This window comes from Dactylosporangium sp. NPDC051485 (assembly GCF_040682015.1).
In the GTDB taxonomy this organism is placed as follows: Bacteria; Actinomycetota; Actinomycetes; order Mycobacteriales; family Micromonosporaceae; genus Dactylosporangium.
In genome coordinates this window covers 1-17,930 of sequence record NZ_JBFAZW010000092.1, presented here as the reverse complement: position 1 = coordinate 17,930, position 17,930 = coordinate 1, and the positions used below count along the sequence as shown (strand labels likewise).

Sequence of the window (17,930 nt, the reverse complement as noted above, 5' to 3'; positions counted from 1 at the left end):
CCATGACGCGCCGGATCCTGTGGCGGCTGGCGAACCTGGTACCGCTGCTGTTCGTGATCAGCCTGCTGGTGTTCTTCATCTCCAAGGCCGGCCCGGCGGACCCCATCAAGGGCGCGCTGAGCGAGAAGATGTCGCCGGAGCAGATCGAGCAGATCCGCCAGGCCTACGGGCTCGACCAGCCCGCCTGGAAGCAGTACCTGCACTGGCTGCGGGACATGTTCACCAACGGCGGCGGCATCTCGCTCAGTGTGCGCAGCCCCGTGTCGGGCATCGTGTTCCCGGCCTTCCTCAACACGCTCATCCTCGGCGCGGCGACGACCGTGGTCGCCGTCGCGCTCGGGGTACTGATCGGGTTCGTCTCGGGGATCCGGCACGGCCGGCTCATCGACCGGGCGGCGATGCTGCTGGTCCAGATCGGCAGCAACCTGCCGATCTACTGGTTCGGTCTGATCGTCATCTGGCTGACCGCGGTCCAGTGGAACTGGCTGCCCCCGGGCGGCATGCACGACCTGCGCGGCGACGGCGGCTTCGGCGACCTCCTGCTGCACCTGATCGCCCCCGCCGTCGCCGCCTCCCTCGTGTCGATGCTGATCATCGCCCGGTTCGTCCGGGCGGCGGTCATCGAGAGCGCGGGATCGGACTACATCCGCACGTACCGGTCGCAGGGCTTCGGGCGCGCAGCGATTCTCGGCAAGCACATCGGCCGCAACATCCTGCCGCCCATCGTCAACACGACCGGGCTCACCATCGGCTCGGTCATCACCGGCGTGGTGTTCGTCGAGACGATCTTCTCCTGGCCCGGTCTCGGCAGCGTGCTGCTCAACGCGATCGCCGGCAGCGACTACCCGGTGATCCAGTCCGGCATCCTGCTGGTCGCCACCACGTTCGTGGTCGTCAACCTGATCACCGACGTGCTGCTCGACCTGCTCAACCCGCGGCTGCGGCACGGTGGCGCATGACCACGACCACAACCGAGGTCCGCGCCGGCGCGCCGCCACGACTGAGGCGGTCCGCGGCCGCCCGCTTCGTCCGCAACCGCGAGGCGCTGCTCGGGCTGCTCGTCCTGATCGTCGTGATCGGCATCTCCGTGCTGGCGCCGTGGCTGGCCCCGTACGACCCGAACGCCGGCGATCCCGGCAACGTGCTGGCCCCCGTCGGCTCGGCCGGCCACCTGCTGGGCACCGACGACCAGGGCCGCGACGTGCTCAGCCGGCTGCTGTACGGCGGCCGGGGCGCACTGATCGTCTCGATCGTGTCGGTCGCGGTGGCGCTGCTGATCGGGACGGTGCTGGGGCTGTACGGGGCGTTCGCCGGCCGGCGTACCTCCGGGGTGCTGATGCGGATCATCGACCTGATGTTCGCCTTCCCGGTGATCCTGGTCGCGCTCTCGCTGGCCGCGATCATCCACCCCGGGCCGTGGGTCCTGATCGGCACGGTGGTGTTCGGCGCCGTGCCGTACGTGACCCGCATCGTGTTCGCGGAGGCGAAGATCGAACGGGAGAAGGACTACGTCGAGGCGGCGCGCTCGCTGGGCGCCTCCGAGGCCACCATCCTGCGCACCGAGGTCCTGCCCAATCTCCTCTCCGCGGTCGTGATCTACGGGACCAGCCTCGTCGGCGTCAACATCGTCTTCACCGCGAGCCTGAGCGCGCTGGGCCTCGGCATCCAGCCGCCCAGCCCGGACTGGGGCCGGATGATCTCCGAGGGCGCCAAGGTCCTGGTGACCGGCAACCCCGGCGTCGCCACTTTCCCCGCCATCGCCATCCTGCTCGTCGCCCTGGCCTTCAACTGGCTCGGCGACGGCCTGCGCGACGTCCTCAACCCGTGAGGTGACCCGATGACAGCCGTGCTCACCGTCGACGGCCTGCACGTCGACTTCCAGCTACCCGGGGCGGTCGTGCACGCCGTTCGCGGCGTCGACCTCGAGGTCGGCCCCGGAGAGGTGCTCGCGCTGGTCGGCGAGTCCGGATCCGGCAAGAGCGTCACCGCGGCCGGCATTCTCGGCCTGCTGCCGCGAAACGCCCGGGTGACCGCGGGCAGCATCCGCTTCCAGGGCACCGAACTGGTGGGCCTGGGGGAGCGGCAGCTCAACGTCTTCCGCGGCGCCGGCATCGGCATGATCTTCCAGGACCCGGTGACGTCGCTCGACCCGTCGTTCACGATCGGCAGCCAGCTGGGTGACACCGCACGCCTGCACCTGAGGGTGTCCCGCCACGAGGCGCAAGAGGTGGGCCGGACCTGGCTCGACCGGGTCGGGATCAGCGACCCGGACCGGGTGCTGCGCTCCTACCCGCACGAGCTCAGCGGCGGCATGCGGCAGCGGGTCATGATCGCCCTCGCCGGACTGTCGGGCCCGAAGCTGCTCATCGCGGACGAGCCGACGACCGCGCTCGACGCCACGGTACAGAAGCAGATCCTGGACCTGCTCCTCGGCCTCGCCGCCGACGCCGGCACCGCGGTCCTGCTGATCACCCACGACTTCGGCGTCGTCTCGCACACCAGCACCCGCGTCGCGGTCATGCGCGAGGGGACGATCGTCGAGATCGGGCAGACCGCGCAGGTCCTGGGCGCGCCGTCGCATCCCTACACCCGCACCCTGATCGACTCGGTGCCCGAGATCGGGCAGCGCCACCTCCAGGACGGCCAGCAGCGGCGACTGCTCGGCGCCCCGGCGGCCACGGCCCGCGTACGCCTCAGCGAACGCGCCGAAGCCCCCCGGCCGCCGGCCGACCGCCCGATCCTGGAGCTGCACGACGTCACCAAGGAGTTCTCGATCGGCGGGCTCGGCACCGGACGACACCGCTCGACCGTCCGCGCCGTCAGCGAGGTCTCCCTCAGTGTGCGCCGCGGCGAGATCTTCGGACTCATCGGCGAATCCGGCTCCGGCAAGTCCACGCTGGCGCGGCTGTCCGGCGCGCTGCTGCCGCTCACCGCGGGCTCGGTCACCTTCGACGGCGCCGACGTCGGCGCCGCCGGCAAACAGGGCCTACGGGACCTGCGGCGCCGGTTCCAGTACGTCTTCCAGGACGCCGCCACCGCGCTGAACCCGCGGATCAGGGTCGGCGACCAGATCGCGCGGCCGCTGCTGCGGCTGGGCAAGGCGACCGGCCGCCGGGAGGCCACCGAGCTGACCCATCGAGCGCTGGAACTCGTCGGCCTGAACGCCGGCTACGCGGACCGGTACCCGCGCGAGTTCTCCGGCGGGCAGCGCCAGCGCGTGGGCATCGCCCGCGCCATCGCCCTGGAACCCGACCTGCTGATTCTCGACGAGCCGACCTCCGCGCTGGACGTCTCCACCCAGGCGGCCATCATCAACCTCCTGCTCGACCTCAAGGACGAGCTCGACCTGACCTACCTGTTCATCGGCCACAACTTGGCGATCATCGACTTCGTCTGCGACCGCATCGGCGTCATGCGCCAGGGCTCGCTCGTCGAGACGTTCCCCGCCGGTGAGCTGTTCTCCACCGACCGGCAGCCGGCCACCCGCGCCCTGCTCGACTCGGTCCTGCCCGTCCGGTCCCGCCGACGCGAAGACCTTCTCGCTCCCTCCACCAGCAAGGACTGATCATGACCACGACTCAAGCCCCCGCCGGGCTGACCTACCTGCGTCCCGCCACCGCCACCGCCGCCGAGCTCTCCGAGCGCTTCCAGCCGGTCTTCGACCGGATCGCCGAGGGCAACGTCGCCCGGGAGAAGGACCGGATCTTCCCCCACGACCAGGTGCAGTGGCTCAAGGACGCCGGATTCGGCCGGGTCCGCATCCCGTTCGAGTTCGGCGGTTTCGGCGCCTCACTGGAGCAGACCTTCGTATTGCTCGCGGATCTCGCCGAGGCCGACGCCAACGTCGCGCACATCTGGCGCAACCACCTCGCCTTCGTCGAGGACCGGCTCAACGCGGCGCCCTCACAGACCAACGACCGGTGGATCCAGCGGTTCCTCGCCGGCGAGTTCGTCGGCGGCGGGTGGACCGAGGCCAACAACGGCACGTTCGCCAACCTCAAGACGACGGTGCGCCGCGACGGCGACCGGTGGCTGGTCAGCGGCGCCAAGTTCTACGCCACCGGCAGCCTCTACGCCGACTGGCTCGACGTGCTCGGCAAGGGCGACGGCGACACCGTGCTGACCGCCCTCGTGCGCCGCGACGACCCGGGGGTGCAGCTGGTCGACGACTGGACCGGCTTCGGCCAGCGGACCACCGCCAGCGGCAGCGCCACGTACACCGACGTTCCCGCCGCGGAGGGCGACGTCTTCCCCGCCGGGGAGCGCTTCGTCTACCAGGGGCACTTCTACCAGACCGCGGTGCTGGCCGTGCTGGCCGGCATCACCCGGGCGGCGCTGCGCGACGGGACCAGCGCGCTGAAGGCCCGCGGCCGCAACTACCCCCAGGCGCTCGACCCCGCACCGACCCGCGACGCTCAGCTGCTGCAGGTCATCGGCCAGGTCTCCGTGCACGCCTTCGCGGCCGGGGCGGCGCTGCGGGCGGCGGGGCACGCCATCGACCTGGTCGCGGCGGCCCACGCGAGCGGCGACGAAGTGCTCCGCAAGCAGCGGGTCCTGGAGGCCGAGGTGGCCACGGTGCACGCGCAGCTGGCCATCATCGACGCCGCGCTGCAGGCCACGACGACCGTCTTCGACGCCCTCGGCGCGTCCGGCGTCTCCGAGACGCTGCTGCTCGACCGGCATTGGCGCAACGCCCGCACCCTCGCCTCCCACAACCCGCGGGTCTACAAGGCGCGCATTCTCGGCGACTGGATCGTCAACGGCACCGACCCGGTACCCGACCTGACCTTCACCCACCGCGGCGGCCAGGGCAACTGACATGGCACACCGGCCGCTTCGCCTCGGCTTCGCCCTCAACTTCCGCACCACCTCACGCGCCATCGACGACGTCGCACGGGTCTACGACGAGGTCATCGACACCATCGCGTACGCCGAACAGCTCGGCATCGACAGCGTGTGGGTGGGCCAGCACCACTTCGACAACACCGACGGCCCGTTCGCGTCGCCGCTGCCGTTCCTGGCCGTGGCGGCGACTCGGACGTCGCGCATCACGCTCGGCACCGGCATCACCACCCTGCCGCTGGAGGACCCGCTGCGCCTCGCCGAGGACGCGGCGGTCGTCGACGCACTCACCGGCGGCCGGCTGCACCTCGGGCTGGGCACCGGCGGCGCCAACCTTGAGGGGTTCGCGGCATTCGGACAGCCGGCCGACCAGCGCCACGCCCTGTTCGACCGGAAGGTCGCGACGCTGCACGCGGCGCTCGACGGCCGGCCGCTGCTGCCCGGCGCCAACGCGCCGCGGCTGTATCCGGACGGCACCCGGGTGCGGCGACACCTGTGGCAGGCCGCGACGAGCATCGAGCAGGCGGCCGCCGCCGGCCTGGCCGGCGACGGGCTCCAGCAAGGCGCCTTCTTCGACCCGGCCGACACCGGTCAGGCGCCGAAGGTCGCGGCCTACCTGGAGGCACACGAGCGGGCCCACCCGGGCGACGCCCCCCGAGTCGCGGTCTTCCGCTTCGTGTACGCCGGACGCGACAAGCAGACGGTACTGCGGGAGGTCGAGCCCGTGCTCGGGCCGAGGCTGCAGGGCCTCGCCGACCGGGCGGCGCGCAGCGGCAACCCGCGGCTGCGCGGCCTGAGCGTGCGTGAGTACCTCGACCTCGTGCCGTTCTACGGCTCCGCCGACGACATCGCCGAGCGGGTCGGCGCCGACCCGGCCATCGCGGCCGGGGCGACGGACTTCGTCGCCAACTTCTCCTACCGCGACGACTTCGACGCGGCCAACGCCCGAGCCCGGCTGCACGTCCTGGCCACACAGATCGGGCCGGCGATCGGATGGCAGCCGGCCGGAGCGCTGCGATGACCCGTGCCGCCCCACCAGCGAAGGGAACACCGATGCCCGCCCCGTACCTCGCACTAGGCCTCGCCGGCCCGCACCTCATCGAGCTGACCGGCAACCCGGACCTGCTCGCCCGATGGGACGCGCTGCCGATCGCGTTCACCGTCCTGGGGATCGACCGGATCGACGGCCACGACCCGGCGCCGCTGACGCTGGACAGCAGCGCCGTCGGCGCGAGCCTCGCCGGCCGCACGAGCCGCGCGCGCTTCCTCATCGTCGCCAGCCCGCAGCGCGACCACCCCTACAACCTGGCCCGCCGGGTGGCCTCCCTCGGGCACCTCTCCCGGGGGCGCAGCGGCGTGCTGTTCGGGGTGGCGGACACGTACGCCGCACCCGGCCCGGACGGCACCGGCGCCTGGGGCGGCGCCGGCCTGGGCGTCGGCGCGCCGCTCACCGCGGCGACGGCGCTGGACACGGCCCGCGCCGCCCGCGCGCTCGAGCAGAGCTGGCCCTACGACTCCATCATCGGCGACCGCGACACCGGCATCCTCGTGCAGTCCGATCAGATCGTCCACATCGACCACGACGGCGCCTACCGCATCGCCGGCCCGCTGAACGCTCCGGAGCCCGCCACCGGCGCCTCGCTCATCGCCTGGTACGCCACCACGCCGGACGACGACGTCGCCGCCGACTCGGAGCCGGTCGACCTGGTCGTCGGCGCCGGCGGCTCCATCGCCGTCGCGCCCCTCGGCCTGCGACCGCCGGACAGCGACGCGGACGGCGTCCTGCTGCGCCCGACCCTCGACCAGGGCCTGGACGAGGTGCTGACCGAGGTCGAGCGGTTGCTCGCCGACGGCTTCACGCCGGTGCCGCCGGGCGGATCGCTGCGCGCGGCCCTCGGCCTGACGGCCCCGGCGCGCCCGGCCAGCGGCCGCGCCGCGTTTCCCGCGCCCGAACCCCAGCCCTCCCTGTAGACCCCGGAGAAGAACCATGACCGATCGCCGCACGGGACACGTCATCCTCGGCATCAACGTGCTCGTCCTCGGCTATCTGCCGGCCGCGTGGCAGTCGCCGCTGCTGAAGAAGGACTCCTTCATCGACCCGGACTACTGGGCGGGCATCGGCCGCACGGCCGAGCGGGGAACCCTCGACGCGATCTTCCTGGCCGACGGGCCGGTGCTCGGCGATCCCGCGTACGACGCCAACCCGATCCGGCTCGAACCCACCGTGAACTGGGGCTACGTCGCCGCCGCGACCGAACGCGTCGGCCTGGTGTCCACGGCGTCGACGACCTTCAACGACCCCTTCGAACTCGCCGAACGGCTCCTGTCGTGGGACACCCTGTCGGGCGGCCGCGCGGGCTGGAACATCGTCACCACCCGCGGCGCCGAGGCCGCCCGCAACTTCGGCCTGGCGGACGTGCCGCTGCGCGACGACCGGTACGAACGGGCCGCCGAGTTCGTCGACGTCGTCACGGCGCTGTGGGACTCGGCCGCGACCGGCCAGGACGTCCACCATCACGGCGACTTCTTCGACATCGACGGCCGGCTCCGCGTGCCGCCCTCCGTGCAGGGCCGCCCGGTGCTGCTGCAGGCGGGCGGATCGCCCAAGGGACGGGCCCTGGCAGGGCGGGCCGCCGAGGGCGTGTTCGCCGCCGAGCTGACGAAGGAGAAGGCGATCGAGCACTACCGTCTCGTCAAGCGCCTCGCCCGGGACCACGGCCGCTCACCCGACGACGTGAAGATCCTCCCCGGCCTGCTGCTCAGCCTCGGCAGTACCGAGGAGGAGGCCAAGCGCCGCAGCGACGAGCTGCACGACGCGGGCCCGGCCGCCTACTCCATCCAATGGCTCTCGCAGTCGATCGGCTACGACGCCTCGAAGCTCGAGCTCGACGAACCGTTCCCCGAGGAGGTCCTGGCCGCGCCCGCCGACCCGCAGACCTTCCTGGGCAGCATGGGCTTCCGCGAGTCCATCGTCACGCAGATCCGGCGCACCAACCCGACCGTGCGCGAGTACCTGAAGCAGACCCGCTACACCGGCTCCGGCCACGCAGGCTTCGTCGGCACACCCGAGCAGCTCGCCGACCACATCGAGGACTGGTTCCACTCCGGCGCGATCGACGGCTTCAACCTGCAGCCCGATCTCCTGGCCGACGGTCTCGAGGTCATCGCCGACGAGCTCGTGCCGATCCTGCGCAAGCGCGGCCTGTACCGGCATGAGTACGAGACCAGCACCCTCCGGGGGCACTTCCGGGCGTCCTCCCCGACTCCCGACCTCGGCTGAACCTGAGAGGAGACGCACATGACCGAGCCCTTGCCGGTGTTCCCCACAAACCAGGACCTCGACCCGGTACGCCTGCGCCAGGCGTTCGGTGTCTTCCCCAGCGGCGTCGTGGCCGTGGCCGCCTGCGTCGACGGCGACCTCGTCGGCCTCGCCGCCAGCTCCTTCACGTCGGTCAGTCTCGACCCACCGCTCGTATCGTTCTCCGTCGCGAACGCGTCCAAGACGTGGCCCGCCCTGCGGCGTGCGGCGCACCTGGGCGTCACCGTCCTGGCCGCCCGGCACGGTGGCCTCGCCCGCCAGCTCGCCGGCCCGGTCGAGTCCCGCTTCGACGGCGTCGAGTTCGCGCTGAGCGACGGCGGCGCGGTGACGTTGCCCGACGGGCTGGCACAGTTCGACACCACCATCTACCGGGAGGTGGAAGCGGGGGACCACACGATCGTGCTGCTCCAGCTGCACGCGGTGCAGCACGCCGACCACTCGCTGCCCCTGGTCTTCCACCGCAGCGCGTTCGGCCTGCGCGACGACGACCGGTGACCCGGCGGGGCCGTCCTGCTGGTCGTGCTTCGCCGGGCCGCTACGCCCGCGTCGCCGCTGGAAGGCCGGCCCCGTGGGCCCGCCACCACCCCGGGGCGGGCCCTGTACCTCCTGCGCTCGTGGTGTGGGAACGGCCCTTACCGTCCGTCGGGACAAGGCGCCGCGCACCGCCCGACCCGCACGGCCCGCGGGCTGCGGCGGGGGAGCGGTGCGCCCGGCCCGCATCCTGCACGAGGTGAAGGGCCCGCCTACGCGGGTCGCCTGGTCATCGGACCGCAACTCGAAGGCACCGCACAGCTCGTGCCGGTCGACGAGACCGAGGCGATGCGGCTGGTCTGGCGTCAGTTCACGCGTCCCCACAGGTCGTACAGGTGCCTGCCCGGCTGGAAGCCGTGTGCCTCGGCCATGTGCGCCGCCTCCGCGAACCCATGGCCGACGAATGAGGGCGTGTGGGCGTCGCTGCCGAATGTGATCGCGTCGCCCCCTTCCTCGTGCCACCAGGTCAGGATGATGCCCTGCAGGGGAAGACGCGTGTTGACCTCCAGCGCCCGGCCGGATTGTGCGGTTGCTCGCAACGCGTCGCGAAATTCCCCCTCGAACGCGGCGGGGTCGAACGGGCCGGCCCGCTCGGTCGGCCAGGAGCGGACCGGGTAGTCGATGTGGGCCAGTACCTCGAAGAGGTCACTCTCCGCGACCAGGGTGGACACGCCGGCCAGGTAGTCGCGAACCACCTCATGCGCGTCGGCGTGCGGGTAGATGCCCCACGGTTCGGCGAAGCCGCCCCGATCGGGCAGGGTGTGCAGGGAGCCGAGCACCCGGTCGAACTGGCCCGAACGCAGGACGTTCGCGCAGGCGGACGCGTGCCGATGCGGTTCGCCCAGCTCCAGGCCGCTCACCTCCAGCGATCGATTTCCCACCAGGCTGCCCAACTCCGGACAGTGCCTCAGCTCGATCCATCCATCCCACGGCCGGTGGCATCCGCTCCTTGCGTCACCACCCATGTACCGCCAATAGGTCCCCCCGCGCGATGGCTGCCAACGCTGCTGCGACGTAGTCGACGAGGTCGGACGGCAGGGCCGACGCGTCGACCCAGCGCAACTCGGTGCACTTGCCGGGCTCGGCGATGTGCGGCTCGCCGCTCCAGCGCTCCACCGAGAAGAACAGGTGGAAGTACTCGTGATCCTCGGCGTCCTCCGGCGCGGTGTGCATGAGCAGCGCGAGGCGGCAACCGCGCGGATCGGCTTCGATGCCGAGTTCCTCCCGCAGTTCCCGAATCAGCCCGGTGAGCGCATCCTCGCCGCCGTTCAGATGCCCGGCCGGCAGGCTGAGCTGATCGTCGCGGTAGCCCGTCGCGGCGCGCCGCATGAGCAGTACTCGCTCTCGGTCACGCAGGATGCCGTACACGGCGGCGGGGACGCGAAAGCGCTCGGCAGGCATCGCCTGACTCTATGCCGGCCGCACGCTCGTCGGCAGGCCCGCAAGCCCGCCGGGCCGATCAGCGGTTTGCGGCATTGACGGCCGGTACTACGTCCTGCGATGCTACGTCCGACGTAGTAGTGGAGGTGGCATGTCCGGGCTCGCCGAGTTCGGCCGGTTCTCGGAGCCGGCGTTGCTCATTCTTGTCAGCCTCGCCGAGGGGCCCAAGCACGGGTACGCGATGCAGGACGACATCACCGCCCTCACCGGGGATCGCCCCGGCCCCGGCACGCTGTACGGAGCGATCCGCCGCCTGGAGGAGCAGGGGCTTATCGAGGCCCTGCTGGAGCAGGAGCGCCGCAAGCCCTACCAGCTCACCGCCAGCGGCCGGGCGGCGCTGCAGGCGGAGCTGGCGCGCATGCGGGCCGTCGCCGGCACCGGCCTGCGCCGGTTGGCCCTGTCGTGAGGCGCGCGGTCCGGCTGGTCATGGCCCTGTACCCGCGCCACGTCCGGGACCGGTACGGCCCGGAGATCGCCGACCTGCTCCTCAACTCGCGGCGGCCGCTGCGTGACCTGGCCGACGTGGCGCGGTGCGCGCTCGCCGAGCGGATACGGGCGCTCACGTACGCGCGGCTGCGTCCCTACGTGCACGCGACCACCGGCCTGATCGCCGTACCCACGGCCTTCGCCGGCGCCTATCTCACGTTCTACACCCTCGGCGCGTGGATGCTCGCCGCCGTCGCCGGCGCATCGGTCACCGCCGAGTCCGCACGCATCGTGCCGGCGGCAGCGGCCCTGCCGGTCGCCGCCGGGGCGCTCTGGCTGGCGGGCCACGCGCGACCGCCGTCGACCTCGGTGCTCGCGCCGGCCGGACTCACCGTCGGAGCCCTGCCGGTGATGCTGCTCATCACCGAGGTCGGCAGCTGGCCCATGGCCGCCGCCGTCGGCTGCTGGGGGGTGACGACCGGAGTACTGTCCACAGTGGCCGCCGCACTGGTTCGCCGGGGACATCGGCGCCGCGCGGTGCTCACGATGGCGTTCGGCGGCATCCTGGCGTGCGAGCTGGCAATCGCCGTGTACGGCCTGTCGGTGTTCGGCTCGGTGAGCGTGGCCATCGCCGCCTACCCGGTCACCTCGCTCGGCATCGATCCGGCGCTGATGGGCGACCCGGCCAACCGGGTGGCCGACGCGATGACGATCCTGCCCGCGTTGCTCACCGGCTGCACCGCCTACGCCCTCCGGCTGGCGACCACTCCGCAAACCGGTGGCCCGACGACCGTTGTCCGCACTTGAGAGACGACCGTTGGCCGCACTTGAGAAAGGAGGGGCTGGCCCGGCAACGCACCGAACGCCAGCAGGCTGAGATCGCTGAATGCAGTCTCGGAAACGAAGGACGGCGCCGGTCTCCCGGCGCCGTTCTCAGCCACAATCACTGCCAGCTGCGTCAGAAGTGGACGCGATACGAGTCGCCGAGTTCTTGGCTGAGGGATCGCAGGGCAGCGCCTGCGGCTGGAGATCCGATTTGCTTGAGCGCGTGGATCCCCGCGGTGCGACCGTTGTGCTGGCCGTTGCGGACGACCTCGGCGATGCTGGCGACGGCCGGCTCCCAGCGCCAGTGACCGAGGATCTGCACCGCTCGCTCCTGGATCCACATGTCGTCGGATCGCAGGAGGGAGATGACCTGCGCCGCGTGCGTGGCCGAGCTGAGGGCGAGCGCTTGGTGAACCGCGCGCTGCCCGACGGGGGAGTCCGGCCGCTCGTGGTAGAGCGCGAAGAGCCGGCGCGCGAGTGCGTCGTCTTCGGGAGTCTGGTCGGCCGGCTCGCGCGGATAGTCGGTGGCCAGGTCCCACCAGTCCAGTCCGGAGTCTCTGGCGTCCAGCAGGGCGTCGTAGTACGACTCGACGCTTCGCCAACATGGCTCCGGACTTGGTTCCTCGTGATCGATCTTGAAGACGCGGCCCGCCAGATCGCCGGAAGCGAACACGCCGACGTAGTTGCTGTTGTCGTCGGTCCAGAACGTGCCGAGTTCACGGTCGTCGAAAGGGACGCCGAAGTCACGCAAGGCGGTGATGGTCCCGGCCGCTTCGGAGGGGCTCATGAGCCGAAGCGTCCCGGAACCTGACTCTTCGGCCTCATGGTCCTCGTAGATCGCACGGATCGTGGGCGGGAGCGGTACGCCCAGCACGTGGGCCAGCCCGTCGATGTCGTCCGCCGCTGCGGGGGCGGCGGTTCCGCCACCCCCGGCGTGAAGTCGCGCGAGTTGCAGGTGCACGATCATGCACCTTACGGAAACGTGAGCGCCCCGGAGAACCGGTCGTGCCTGAAGCTGCCGTGCTCCGGCAGCCAGCGGATCGACTCGGCGGCGCTGGCGCCGATCAGCCGCAGTTCGGCCGGGTCGATGGCGGCGTGCGCCAGGTCGGCCTCGTCGCGCTCGAAGAGGTGCGCCAGGGCCGACAGCTGCCGTCCGGCACCGACCGGTCGGGCGAAGTCCGCAAAGTACATCGCGTACCGAAGGGACGCCGGGGATTTGTTGCCGCCTTCGGCAGGGTCGCCGACGACGAGCCTCGGCAGCGGGAACCGCAACCTGAGGGTCGGGCAAGTACCTGGTGTACCGACCGACAGCCGAGAGGCCTGATGTCCGATGACCCGACCAACCGAGGCAGCGGTGGCCACCGAACCGGATGGTGACTCCGCGATCATCGTGCGGTCCATGGATGACCCCGAGCTCTTTGCACTGATCTTCCGGCGGCACGCGCCGAGCATCCAGCGGTACGTGACCCGTCGCCTCGGCCCGGGCGTCGCGGAGGACGTCTGCGCCGAAGTGTTCCTCGTCGCGTTCCGGCAGCGGCATCGCTACGCACCCGACCGGGGCGACGCCGGGCCGTGGCTGTTCGGCATCGCCACCAACCTCATCGGCCGGCAGCGCCGCGCCGAGGTCAGGGCGCTGCGGGCACTCGAACGCACCGGTATCGACCCGGTGACGGAGGGGTTCGAGGCGCGCAGCGACGCCCGGTTGGGAGCCGACGCCGTCAACCGGCGGCTCGCCGCGGCCCTGGCGGGTCTGCGTCCCGGGTACCGCGACGCGTTGCTGCTGGTGGCGTGGGGTGACCTCACGTACGAGGAGATCGCGGTCGCACTCGGTGTGCCCGTGGGAACGGTGCGGTCCCGGGTGAACCGGGCTCGCAGCAGGATGCGTGCGGCACTCGGCGGGGCGGACCCGACATCCATCCAGGAGGACCTGTGAACGACATGCAACGGCTGCGCGAGCTGCGCGGCGAAGTGCCGGAGATGTCCGGCGCGGCACTGACGGAGGCAGAACGGTCCTTCGTGTCGGCGCTCCGGGCGGAGGGCGTACCGGCCCGGTCCCGCCGGCCGCTCTTCGTGACGGTCGCGGGCCTGACGACGGCCGCGGCCGCGGCGCTCGCCGTGGCGCTGACCCTGCCGGGCCCGCCGGGTGTCCAGACCAGGACGGGGAGCCCATCCACCTCGCCCGGCTCGCCGGCACCGGTCGTGCTCAAGCCGGTCTCCGTCGCCGAGGTGCTCGATCTGGCGGCCGCCGCCGGCGACGGGGTCGCCCCGGGGCCCGGGCAGTTCGTCGTCACCGAGTCGGTCGTGATGGCCCCGGCGGAGTTCGGTGAAGGTGGCCGCTACCTGTACCGCGCGAAGCTCACCAACTGGATCTCCGCCGACAACACCCGTCCCGGCGCGGCCCGGTCGGAGCAGCTGGTGCCGCTGGCCTACCCGGGCCTGCCGATCCCGCCGCAGGCGCCGCGCGCGGGCACCGTTGACCTGCACCGGGTCTGCCCGGTGAAGGGCGACGCCGCCCGGCAGGACTACGCCTACTACGCGACCCTGCCGGCCGACCCGGCGGGCATGCTGGCGTACTTCGGGCGATTCCCCGGCGGTGGCGGCGACAAGAACTTCTCCCTGTGGAAGGCCGGCGGCGAGCTCGCCGGTGCCGCGATGCCCGCGGCCCAGCGCACCGCGGTGTTCCGGGCGTTGAAGCTCATCCCCGGTGCTCAGCTGGCCGGCGACGCACAGGACGTGGCGGGCCGCAGCGGCACCGCGATCGGCTACGTCGACGCCCGGCGCGGCCTGCGGCACGAGCTGATCTTCGACCCGGTCACGTTCCGGTTCCTCGGCTCCCGCGACGTCGTGGTCGATGCCGCGAAGGCCCAGGCACCGGCGGGTACCGTGCTCGGCGCGACCGCGCAGCTCTCGATCACGGTCACCGCCGAGGCGCCCGCGGCCCCGCTCGGCCCGAAGCAAGCCAGCTGCGAATGATCTGACGTCGCTACGTTCCCGAGTGGTCGGCGGCCCGATGCGGCAGGGCAGCGAGGACGCTGGAGCGGCTCCGCCGGGGGCGCTGAGCATCGGCTCCCGGCCGGGCCGGTCAGCGGGGTGCCGCGCCGGCCCGCCGCGACCGCCAGGTCAGCCGCAGCCAGACCACGACGAAGGCCCCCAGTCCGACCAGGATGGCCGTGCCGATCAAGATCGGCGCGACCAGCCAGGTGAACAGGCTTGTGGTGGCCCGCTCCCCGTTGCCCCAGCCCTGGACCTCGGTGCCGGGTCGCAACAGCGTGCTGTCGATCGGCCCGGACACGGTGCGGCCGTCGCCCAGCCGCCACGTGCCCCGGCAGGCCTGGGTGGCCTTCGGCCCACTCAGGTCGCAGAACTCGACCTGGACGGCCACCCGTTCCGCCGCGATCGCCTGGCGGACGAACAGCACGGGCAGCACCAGGGCCGCGGCGATCAGCAGCAGCGGCATGAGCCGCCGTTGCCAGCGGGGCCGAGCGGCCATCCGCGCGGAGTATCCACCAGGGACCGGCGCCGAGGGGTGGGGTGCCATGTTCTGGAGGCTATCAGCGGGGACAGCCGCCGATGCACGATCGGGCAACTGACCGGGATCGGGCCGGGCCGGAAAGGTCAGCGGTCCGGCTGCATCCAGGCCTTGCAGTTCAGGCGTTGGGAAAGGTCGTCGAGCAGTCGGAGCAGTGCCTGCTCGCCGGCCTGCTTGTGCCCGCGTCCAACGGTGAACGGCACGAGCTTCCCGCTGAGGCCGGAGGCGCAGTTGAACGTTTGCTGACGCACGACGGTGTTGCCCGACGTGTCCGCTTCGACGTGGAACCGGCCGCACCACCACCACTCGCCGCGGGCTTGAATCCAGCCGGCGTCGTGGTCGACTTCGATCGTCAACGAGACGCCGGTAACGCTGGCCCGGAACACCTCCGGGCCGCCGGAGACCACCACCCGGCGATCACCTTGTCCGCCCAGGACCAGCGGCACATCAGCCCCGCTGAACTCGCCGGTGCTGACGGCTAACACGAGCTGCCGCACCCGGCCGACGGGAGCGGCGACCACACCGCGGTGCTCTGACAACATCGGACCCGGATCCTGAAATGTCATGGTTCCATCGTGAACCGTCGAGGCAAGCGGCAGCCACCCGATGAACACCGACACCATCGGCCGGATCGCCACCAGCGGTGCGATCACCGATCGGGCACGTGCGCCCAGACGGCACCTTCCGCCACTACGACCTGCCGACCCCGGCCTCCGAAGCCCACGGGATCGTTGTCGGCCCCGACGGCACCGTCTGGTCGGCCCTGGAGACCGGCTCGGCCGCCCGCCTCACTCGCCCGCCACCCACGCGTGCCGTTCCACCCGCCGCTGCCACGACAGACGAGCCGTGACAGGGATGAGCTGAAGCTTGACGAGATCAAACGGCGGTGCGCAATAGTGATCGGATGAGTTTCGGCAGTCTCGCGGTGGTTAGCGCGGTCGCGCTGCTGGGGCCGCTGCTGGCGTTGCCGCAGCGCTGGCACCTGCCGGTCGTGCTCGGGCAGCTCGTCGCCGGAGCGGCGGTCGGGCGGACCGGCGCGGGCATCATCGACGCCCGGGACGGCACGTTCACATTCCTGGCGAACATCGGCTTCGCGCTGGTGATGTTCGTGGCCGGGACGCACGTGCCGGTGCGCGACCTGCGCCTGCACGGCGCCCTGCGGATCGGCTTCGCGCGCGTGGCGGGCGTCGCGGCGCTCGCGTGCATTCCCGCGGTACTCCTCGGGAATGTCTTCTTCCACACCGGGCATGCGGCGCTCTACGCGGTGCTGATGGCGTCGTCCTCGGCCGCGCTGATCCTGCCGATCGTCGATGGCCTCGGCCTGTCGGGCGGCGCGGTGCTGCAGCTGCTGCCGCAGGTCGCGCTCGCCGACGCCGTGTGCATCGTGGCCCTGCCGCTCGCGATCGACCCGCGCCACGCCGGCCGGGCGGCACTCGGCGCCGGCCTGGTCCTCGCGGCAACGGCGGTGCTGTACGTGCTGCTGCGGTGGCTCGAAGCATCTGGCCTGCGCAAACGGGTCCACCGGGTGTCCGAGCGGCGCAAGTTCGCCATCGAGATGCGCGTCAACCTCGTCATCCTGTTTGCGCTCGCGGCGCTTGCGCAGGCGGCACACGTCTCGGTCCTGCTCGCGGGCTTCTGCTTCGGGCTGGCGGTCGCGGCCGTCGGCGAACCGCGGCGGCTGGCCCGGCAGCTGTTCGCGCTGACCGAAGGGTTCCTGGGCCCGCTGTTCTTCGTCTGGCTGGGCGCGACGCTCGACGTGCGGGCGCTCGCCGAGGATCTCCGGTCGGCGGTACTGGCCGTAGCGCTCGGCCTGGGTGCGGTCCTGGTCCACGTGGCGATGCGGCTGACCGGCCAGCCGATCGCGTACGGCGGCCTGGCCGCGGCGCAGCTCGGCGTCCCCGTCGCCGCGGCGACGCTGGGCACACAGCTCGGGCTGCTGCGTCCGGCCGAGGCCGCCGCCCTGATCCTCGCCGCGATCCTCACGATCGCCGTGGCCGTGTGGTCCGCCGCCGCCGCGTCGCGTGCGGCAGCCCCGACGCCGTAGCGTAACTGCCGCCCGGCAAGAGGGCGGCCGGTGCGGCGAGCCGAGCAGCCCGGTCCGAGTCGGCCGGTCGGGCCGGCGCAAACATCGTCCGAACCGGGGTGACGAGGTGGGCCGTGACCCACGCTACTGCGCGGACATGACCTCGTAGAGGTTGCCGGTCGCGTCGCGGAAGAAGAGGCCGCGGGGACACAGGGGGTGGTCGATCCGGCCGTTGTCCGGGGTTGTCGGGCCGTTGCCGAAGGGGACGCCGCGGTCCGTGATTCTCGCGTGGATGTCGTCGAACGTCTCGCCGTCCACGGCGAAGGCCAGGTGGTGGCCCTCCGGGTCCAGGACGGTCATGAAGTCCAGGGTCAACGTCTCGTTGACGCGCACGGGACGAAAATGGCCGGTGCGGCCGGACGGGGGCAGCAGTTCGAAGCCCATGATGCCGGCCAGGAACCCTGCGGCCTCGGCGTTGTCGAGGGCCGGAACGATCGTGTGGTTCAGGGTGACGGTCATGCATCCACGCTACGGAGTGAGGACTCACTCCGTCAAGACGGTGAGGGATCCTGTGCCGGGTCGGCTCGCCGGAAGGAACCTTAAAACAGCAGCTCAGTACCTTAATTTAAGTCGTGCATTGACTTGCCTCGGGTGGCGGCATAGCCTCCGGTAGATCTGTTAACAGTCTTGACAGATTCGACCCCTGCCGTCACCCACGCGGTCGGCCGGGGACTGCTCCCGCCCGACACGCGGACCACCCCCAACCAGAAGGTCCGGGTGCGGGCGCCGCCCAGAAAGGGAGCCGCACGTGACACCCTCAACCACCGCCCGGCGCTGGCCTCGTCGCCGCGTCGGGTTCGCCATCGCCGCGACGGTCGCCACCGTCGTCGGCGTGACCGTCGTCGGTATGACGGCGGCCTCGGCCGCTTCCAGTGGGCCGATCACCGGGTTCGGCGGTAAGTGCGTCGACGTTGCCGGGGCCAGTTCGGCCAACG

General features: G+C 71.8%; 20 protein-coding genes and 1 pseudogene. 14 read left to right on the top strand and 7 right to left on the bottom strand.

What is annotated here, in order from left to right; all coding sequences use genetic code 11:
- Positions 1-2 precede the first annotated feature (2 nt).
- The 8 genes from AB0M46_RS38130 to AB0M46_RS38095 are packed head-to-tail and all read left to right on the top strand — an operon-like array spanning position 3 to position 8,656.
- Positions 3-959, top strand: a complete 957-nt coding sequence (locus AB0M46_RS38130; protein ID WP_363344401.1) for an ABC transporter permease — start codon at positions 3-5, stop codon at positions 957-959.
- The gene (locus AB0M46_RS38125; protein ID WP_363344399.1) at positions 956-1,828 is read left to right on the top strand and encodes an ABC transporter permease; all 873 of its coding nucleotides are present in this window, start codon (positions 956-958) and stop codon (positions 1,826-1,828) included. Before AB0M46_RS38130 ends, AB0M46_RS38125 begins: the two co-directional genes overlap by 4 nt.
- Positions 1,829-1,837: 9 nt before the next feature.
- The gene (locus tag AB0M46_RS38120) at positions 1,838-3,565 is read left to right on the top strand and encodes an ABC transporter ATP-binding protein (RefSeq protein WP_363344397.1); all 1,728 of its coding nucleotides are present in this window, start codon (positions 1,838-1,840) and stop codon (positions 3,563-3,565) included.
- Positions 3,566-3,567: 2 nt separating this feature from the next.
- On the top strand, positions 3,568-4,818 hold the full coding sequence (locus AB0M46_RS38115) for an acyl-CoA dehydrogenase family protein (protein WP_363344395.1): 1,251 nt from the start codon (positions 3,568-3,570) through the stop codon (positions 4,816-4,818).
- A gap of 1 nt (position 4,819) precedes the next feature.
- Positions 4,820-5,863, top strand: coding sequence for an LLM class flavin-dependent oxidoreductase (locus AB0M46_RS38110; protein WP_363344393.1), 1,044 nt, complete (start codon positions 4,820-4,822; stop codon positions 5,861-5,863).
- Positions 5,864-5,895: 32 nt separating this feature from the next.
- Positions 5,896-6,813, top strand: coding sequence for a hypothetical protein (locus AB0M46_RS38105; RefSeq protein ID WP_363344391.1), 918 nt, complete (start codon positions 5,896-5,898; stop codon positions 6,811-6,813).
- 16 nt (positions 6,814-6,829) lie between these two features.
- Entirely contained in the window at positions 6,830-8,122 is a 1,293-nt protein-coding gene (locus AB0M46_RS38100; protein ID WP_363344389.1) for an NtaA/DmoA family FMN-dependent monooxygenase, read from the top strand.
- Positions 8,123-8,140: 18 nt separating this feature from the next.
- The gene (locus AB0M46_RS38095) at positions 8,141-8,656 is read left to right on the top strand and encodes a flavin reductase family protein (protein ID WP_363344387.1); all 516 of its coding nucleotides are present in this window, start codon (positions 8,141-8,143) and stop codon (positions 8,654-8,656) included.
- 341 nt (positions 8,657-8,997) lie between these two features.
- Here the strand turns inward: AB0M46_RS38095 and AB0M46_RS38090 are convergent, their stop codons facing one another.
- Both AB0M46_RS38090 and AB0M46_RS38085 read right to left on the bottom strand, forming a co-directional pair.
- On the bottom strand, positions 8,998-9,573 hold the full coding sequence (locus tag AB0M46_RS38090; RefSeq protein WP_363344385.1) for a hypothetical protein: 576 nt from the start codon (positions 9,571-9,573) through the stop codon (positions 8,998-9,000).
- Between the two features lie 73 nt (positions 9,574-9,646).
- A complete protein-coding gene (locus AB0M46_RS38085; protein ID WP_363344383.1) occupies positions 9,647-10,093 on the bottom strand; it encodes an NUDIX domain-containing protein in 447 nt (148 codons plus the stop codon).
- Between the two features lie 130 nt (positions 10,094-10,223).
- Here AB0M46_RS38085 and AB0M46_RS38080 point away from each other — a divergent pair, with 130 nt between their 5' ends.
- Together AB0M46_RS38080 and AB0M46_RS38075 are read left to right on the top strand one after the other, a co-directional pair.
- Positions 10,224-10,538, top strand: coding sequence for a PadR family transcriptional regulator (locus tag AB0M46_RS38080; RefSeq protein WP_363344381.1), 315 nt, complete (start codon positions 10,224-10,226; stop codon positions 10,536-10,538).
- Positions 10,535-11,365: a hypothetical protein gene (locus AB0M46_RS38075; protein WP_363344379.1), complete on the top strand. Its 831-nt coding sequence runs from the start codon at positions 10,535-10,537 to the stop codon at positions 11,363-11,365. The genes AB0M46_RS38080 and AB0M46_RS38075 overlap by 4 nt, the downstream gene beginning before the upstream one ends.
- A 151-nt stretch (positions 11,366-11,516) precedes the next feature.
- On the opposite strand, the gene AB0M46_RS38070 is transcribed toward AB0M46_RS38075, so the two are convergent.
- Both AB0M46_RS38070 and AB0M46_RS38065 read right to left on the bottom strand, forming a co-directional pair.
- Positions 11,517-12,350, bottom strand: a complete 834-nt coding sequence (locus tag AB0M46_RS38070; protein WP_363344377.1) for a hypothetical protein — start codon at positions 12,348-12,350, stop codon at positions 11,517-11,519.
- A 5-nt stretch (positions 12,351-12,355) separates the two neighbouring features.
- Positions 12,356-12,574: a hypothetical protein gene (locus tag AB0M46_RS38065; protein WP_363344375.1), complete on the bottom strand. Its 219-nt coding sequence runs from the start codon at positions 12,572-12,574 to the stop codon at positions 12,356-12,358.
- 208 nt (positions 12,575-12,782) lie between these two features.
- Here AB0M46_RS38065 and AB0M46_RS38060 point away from each other — a divergent pair, with 208 nt between their 5' ends.
- Both AB0M46_RS38060 and AB0M46_RS38055 read left to right on the top strand, forming a co-directional pair.
- Positions 12,783-13,316 (top strand): RNA polymerase sigma factor, encoded by a 534-nt coding sequence (locus tag AB0M46_RS38060; RefSeq protein ID WP_363344373.1) that lies wholly within the window; start codon positions 12,783-12,785, stop codon positions 13,314-13,316.
- A gap of 5 nt (positions 13,317-13,321) precedes the next feature.
- The gene (locus tag AB0M46_RS38055) at positions 13,322-14,356 is read left to right on the top strand and encodes a CU044_5270 family protein (RefSeq protein WP_363344456.1); all 1,035 of its coding nucleotides are present in this window, start codon (positions 13,322-13,324) and stop codon (positions 14,354-14,356) included.
- 109 nt (positions 14,357-14,465) lie between these two features.
- On the opposite strand, the gene AB0M46_RS38050 is transcribed toward AB0M46_RS38055, so the two are convergent.
- Both AB0M46_RS38050 and AB0M46_RS38045 read right to left on the bottom strand, forming a co-directional pair.
- Positions 14,466-14,921, bottom strand: coding sequence for a hypothetical protein (locus AB0M46_RS38050; protein WP_363344371.1), 456 nt, complete (start codon positions 14,919-14,921; stop codon positions 14,466-14,468).
- Between the two features lie 77 nt (positions 14,922-14,998).
- Positions 14,999-15,565: a hypothetical protein gene (locus AB0M46_RS38045; protein WP_363344369.1), complete on the bottom strand. Its 567-nt coding sequence runs from the start codon at positions 15,563-15,565 to the stop codon at positions 14,999-15,001.
- A 251-nt stretch (positions 15,566-15,816) separates the two neighbouring features.
- On the opposite strand from AB0M46_RS38045, the gene AB0M46_RS38040 reads away from it, so the two are divergent.
- Positions 15,817-16,956: a cation:proton antiporter gene (locus tag AB0M46_RS38040; RefSeq protein WP_363344367.1), complete on the top strand. Its 1,140-nt coding sequence runs from the start codon at positions 15,817-15,819 to the stop codon at positions 16,954-16,956.
- Positions 16,957-17,079: 123 nt separating this feature from the next.
- Here AB0M46_RS38040 and AB0M46_RS38035 read toward each other — a convergent pair whose 3' ends face one another.
- On the bottom strand, positions 17,080-17,454 hold the full coding sequence (locus AB0M46_RS38035) for a VOC family protein (RefSeq protein WP_363344365.1): 375 nt from the start codon (positions 17,452-17,454) through the stop codon (positions 17,080-17,082).
- A gap of 289 nt (positions 17,455-17,743) precedes the next feature.
- Here AB0M46_RS38035 and AB0M46_RS38030 point away from each other — a divergent pair.
- A pseudogene (locus AB0M46_RS38030) lies at positions 17,744-17,930 on the top strand (hypothetical protein); the annotation flags it as partial.

Excerpts from the sequence above, each read along its gene's own strand:
- AB0M46_RS38050 (WP_363344371.1), bottom strand. The coding sequence starts at position 14,921 with ATGGCACCCCACCCCTCGGCGCCGGTCCCTGGTGGATACTCCGCGCGG.
- AB0M46_RS38100 (WP_363344389.1), top strand. The coding sequence starts at position 6,830 with ATGACCGATCGCCGCACGGGACACGTCATCCTCGGCATCAACGTGCTC.
- AB0M46_RS38105 (WP_363344391.1), top strand. The coding sequence starts at position 5,896 with ATGCCCGCCCCGTACCTCGCACTAGGCCTCGCCGGCCCGCACCTCATC.
- AB0M46_RS38110 (WP_363344393.1), top strand. The coding sequence starts at position 4,820 with ATGGCACACCGGCCGCTTCGCCTCGGCTTCGCCCTCAACTTCCGCACC.
- AB0M46_RS38040 (WP_363344367.1), top strand. The coding sequence starts at position 15,817 with ATGAGTTTCGGCAGTCTCGCGGTGGTTAGCGCGGTCGCGCTGCTGGGG.
- AB0M46_RS38120 (WP_363344397.1), top strand. The coding sequence starts at position 1,838 with ATGACAGCCGTGCTCACCGTCGACGGCCTGCACGTCGACTTCCAGCTA.
- AB0M46_RS38060 (WP_363344373.1), top strand. The coding sequence starts at position 12,783 with ATGGATGACCCCGAGCTCTTTGCACTGATCTTCCGGCGGCACGCGCCG.
- AB0M46_RS38085 (WP_363344383.1), bottom strand. The coding sequence starts at position 10,093 with ATGCCTGCCGAGCGCTTTCGCGTCCCCGCCGCCGTGTACGGCATCCTG.
- AB0M46_RS38115 (WP_363344395.1), top strand. The coding sequence starts at position 3,568 with ATGACCACGACTCAAGCCCCCGCCGGGCTGACCTACCTGCGTCCCGCC.
- AB0M46_RS38080 (WP_363344381.1), top strand. The coding sequence starts at position 10,224 with ATGTCCGGGCTCGCCGAGTTCGGCCGGTTCTCGGAGCCGGCGTTGCTC.
- AB0M46_RS38070 (WP_363344377.1), bottom strand. The coding sequence starts at position 12,350 with ATGATCGTGCACCTGCAACTCGCGCGACTTCACGCCGGGGGTGGCGGA.
- AB0M46_RS38055 (WP_363344456.1), top strand. The coding sequence starts at position 13,322 with ATGCAACGGCTGCGCGAGCTGCGCGGCGAAGTGCCGGAGATGTCCGGC.
- AB0M46_RS38130 (WP_363344401.1), top strand. The coding sequence starts at position 3 with ATGACGCGCCGGATCCTGTGGCGGCTGGCGAACCTGGTACCGCTGCTG.
- AB0M46_RS38125 (WP_363344399.1), top strand. The coding sequence starts at position 956 with ATGACCACGACCACAACCGAGGTCCGCGCCGGCGCGCCGCCACGACTG.
- AB0M46_RS38095 (WP_363344387.1), top strand. The coding sequence starts at position 8,141 with ATGACCGAGCCCTTGCCGGTGTTCCCCACAAACCAGGACCTCGACCCG.
- AB0M46_RS38035 (WP_363344365.1), bottom strand. The coding sequence starts at position 17,454 with ATGACCGTCACCCTGAACCACACGATCGTTCCGGCCCTCGACAACGCC.
- AB0M46_RS38065 (WP_363344375.1), bottom strand. The coding sequence starts at position 12,574 with ATGTACTTTGCGGACTTCGCCCGACCGGTCGGTGCCGGACGGCAGCTG.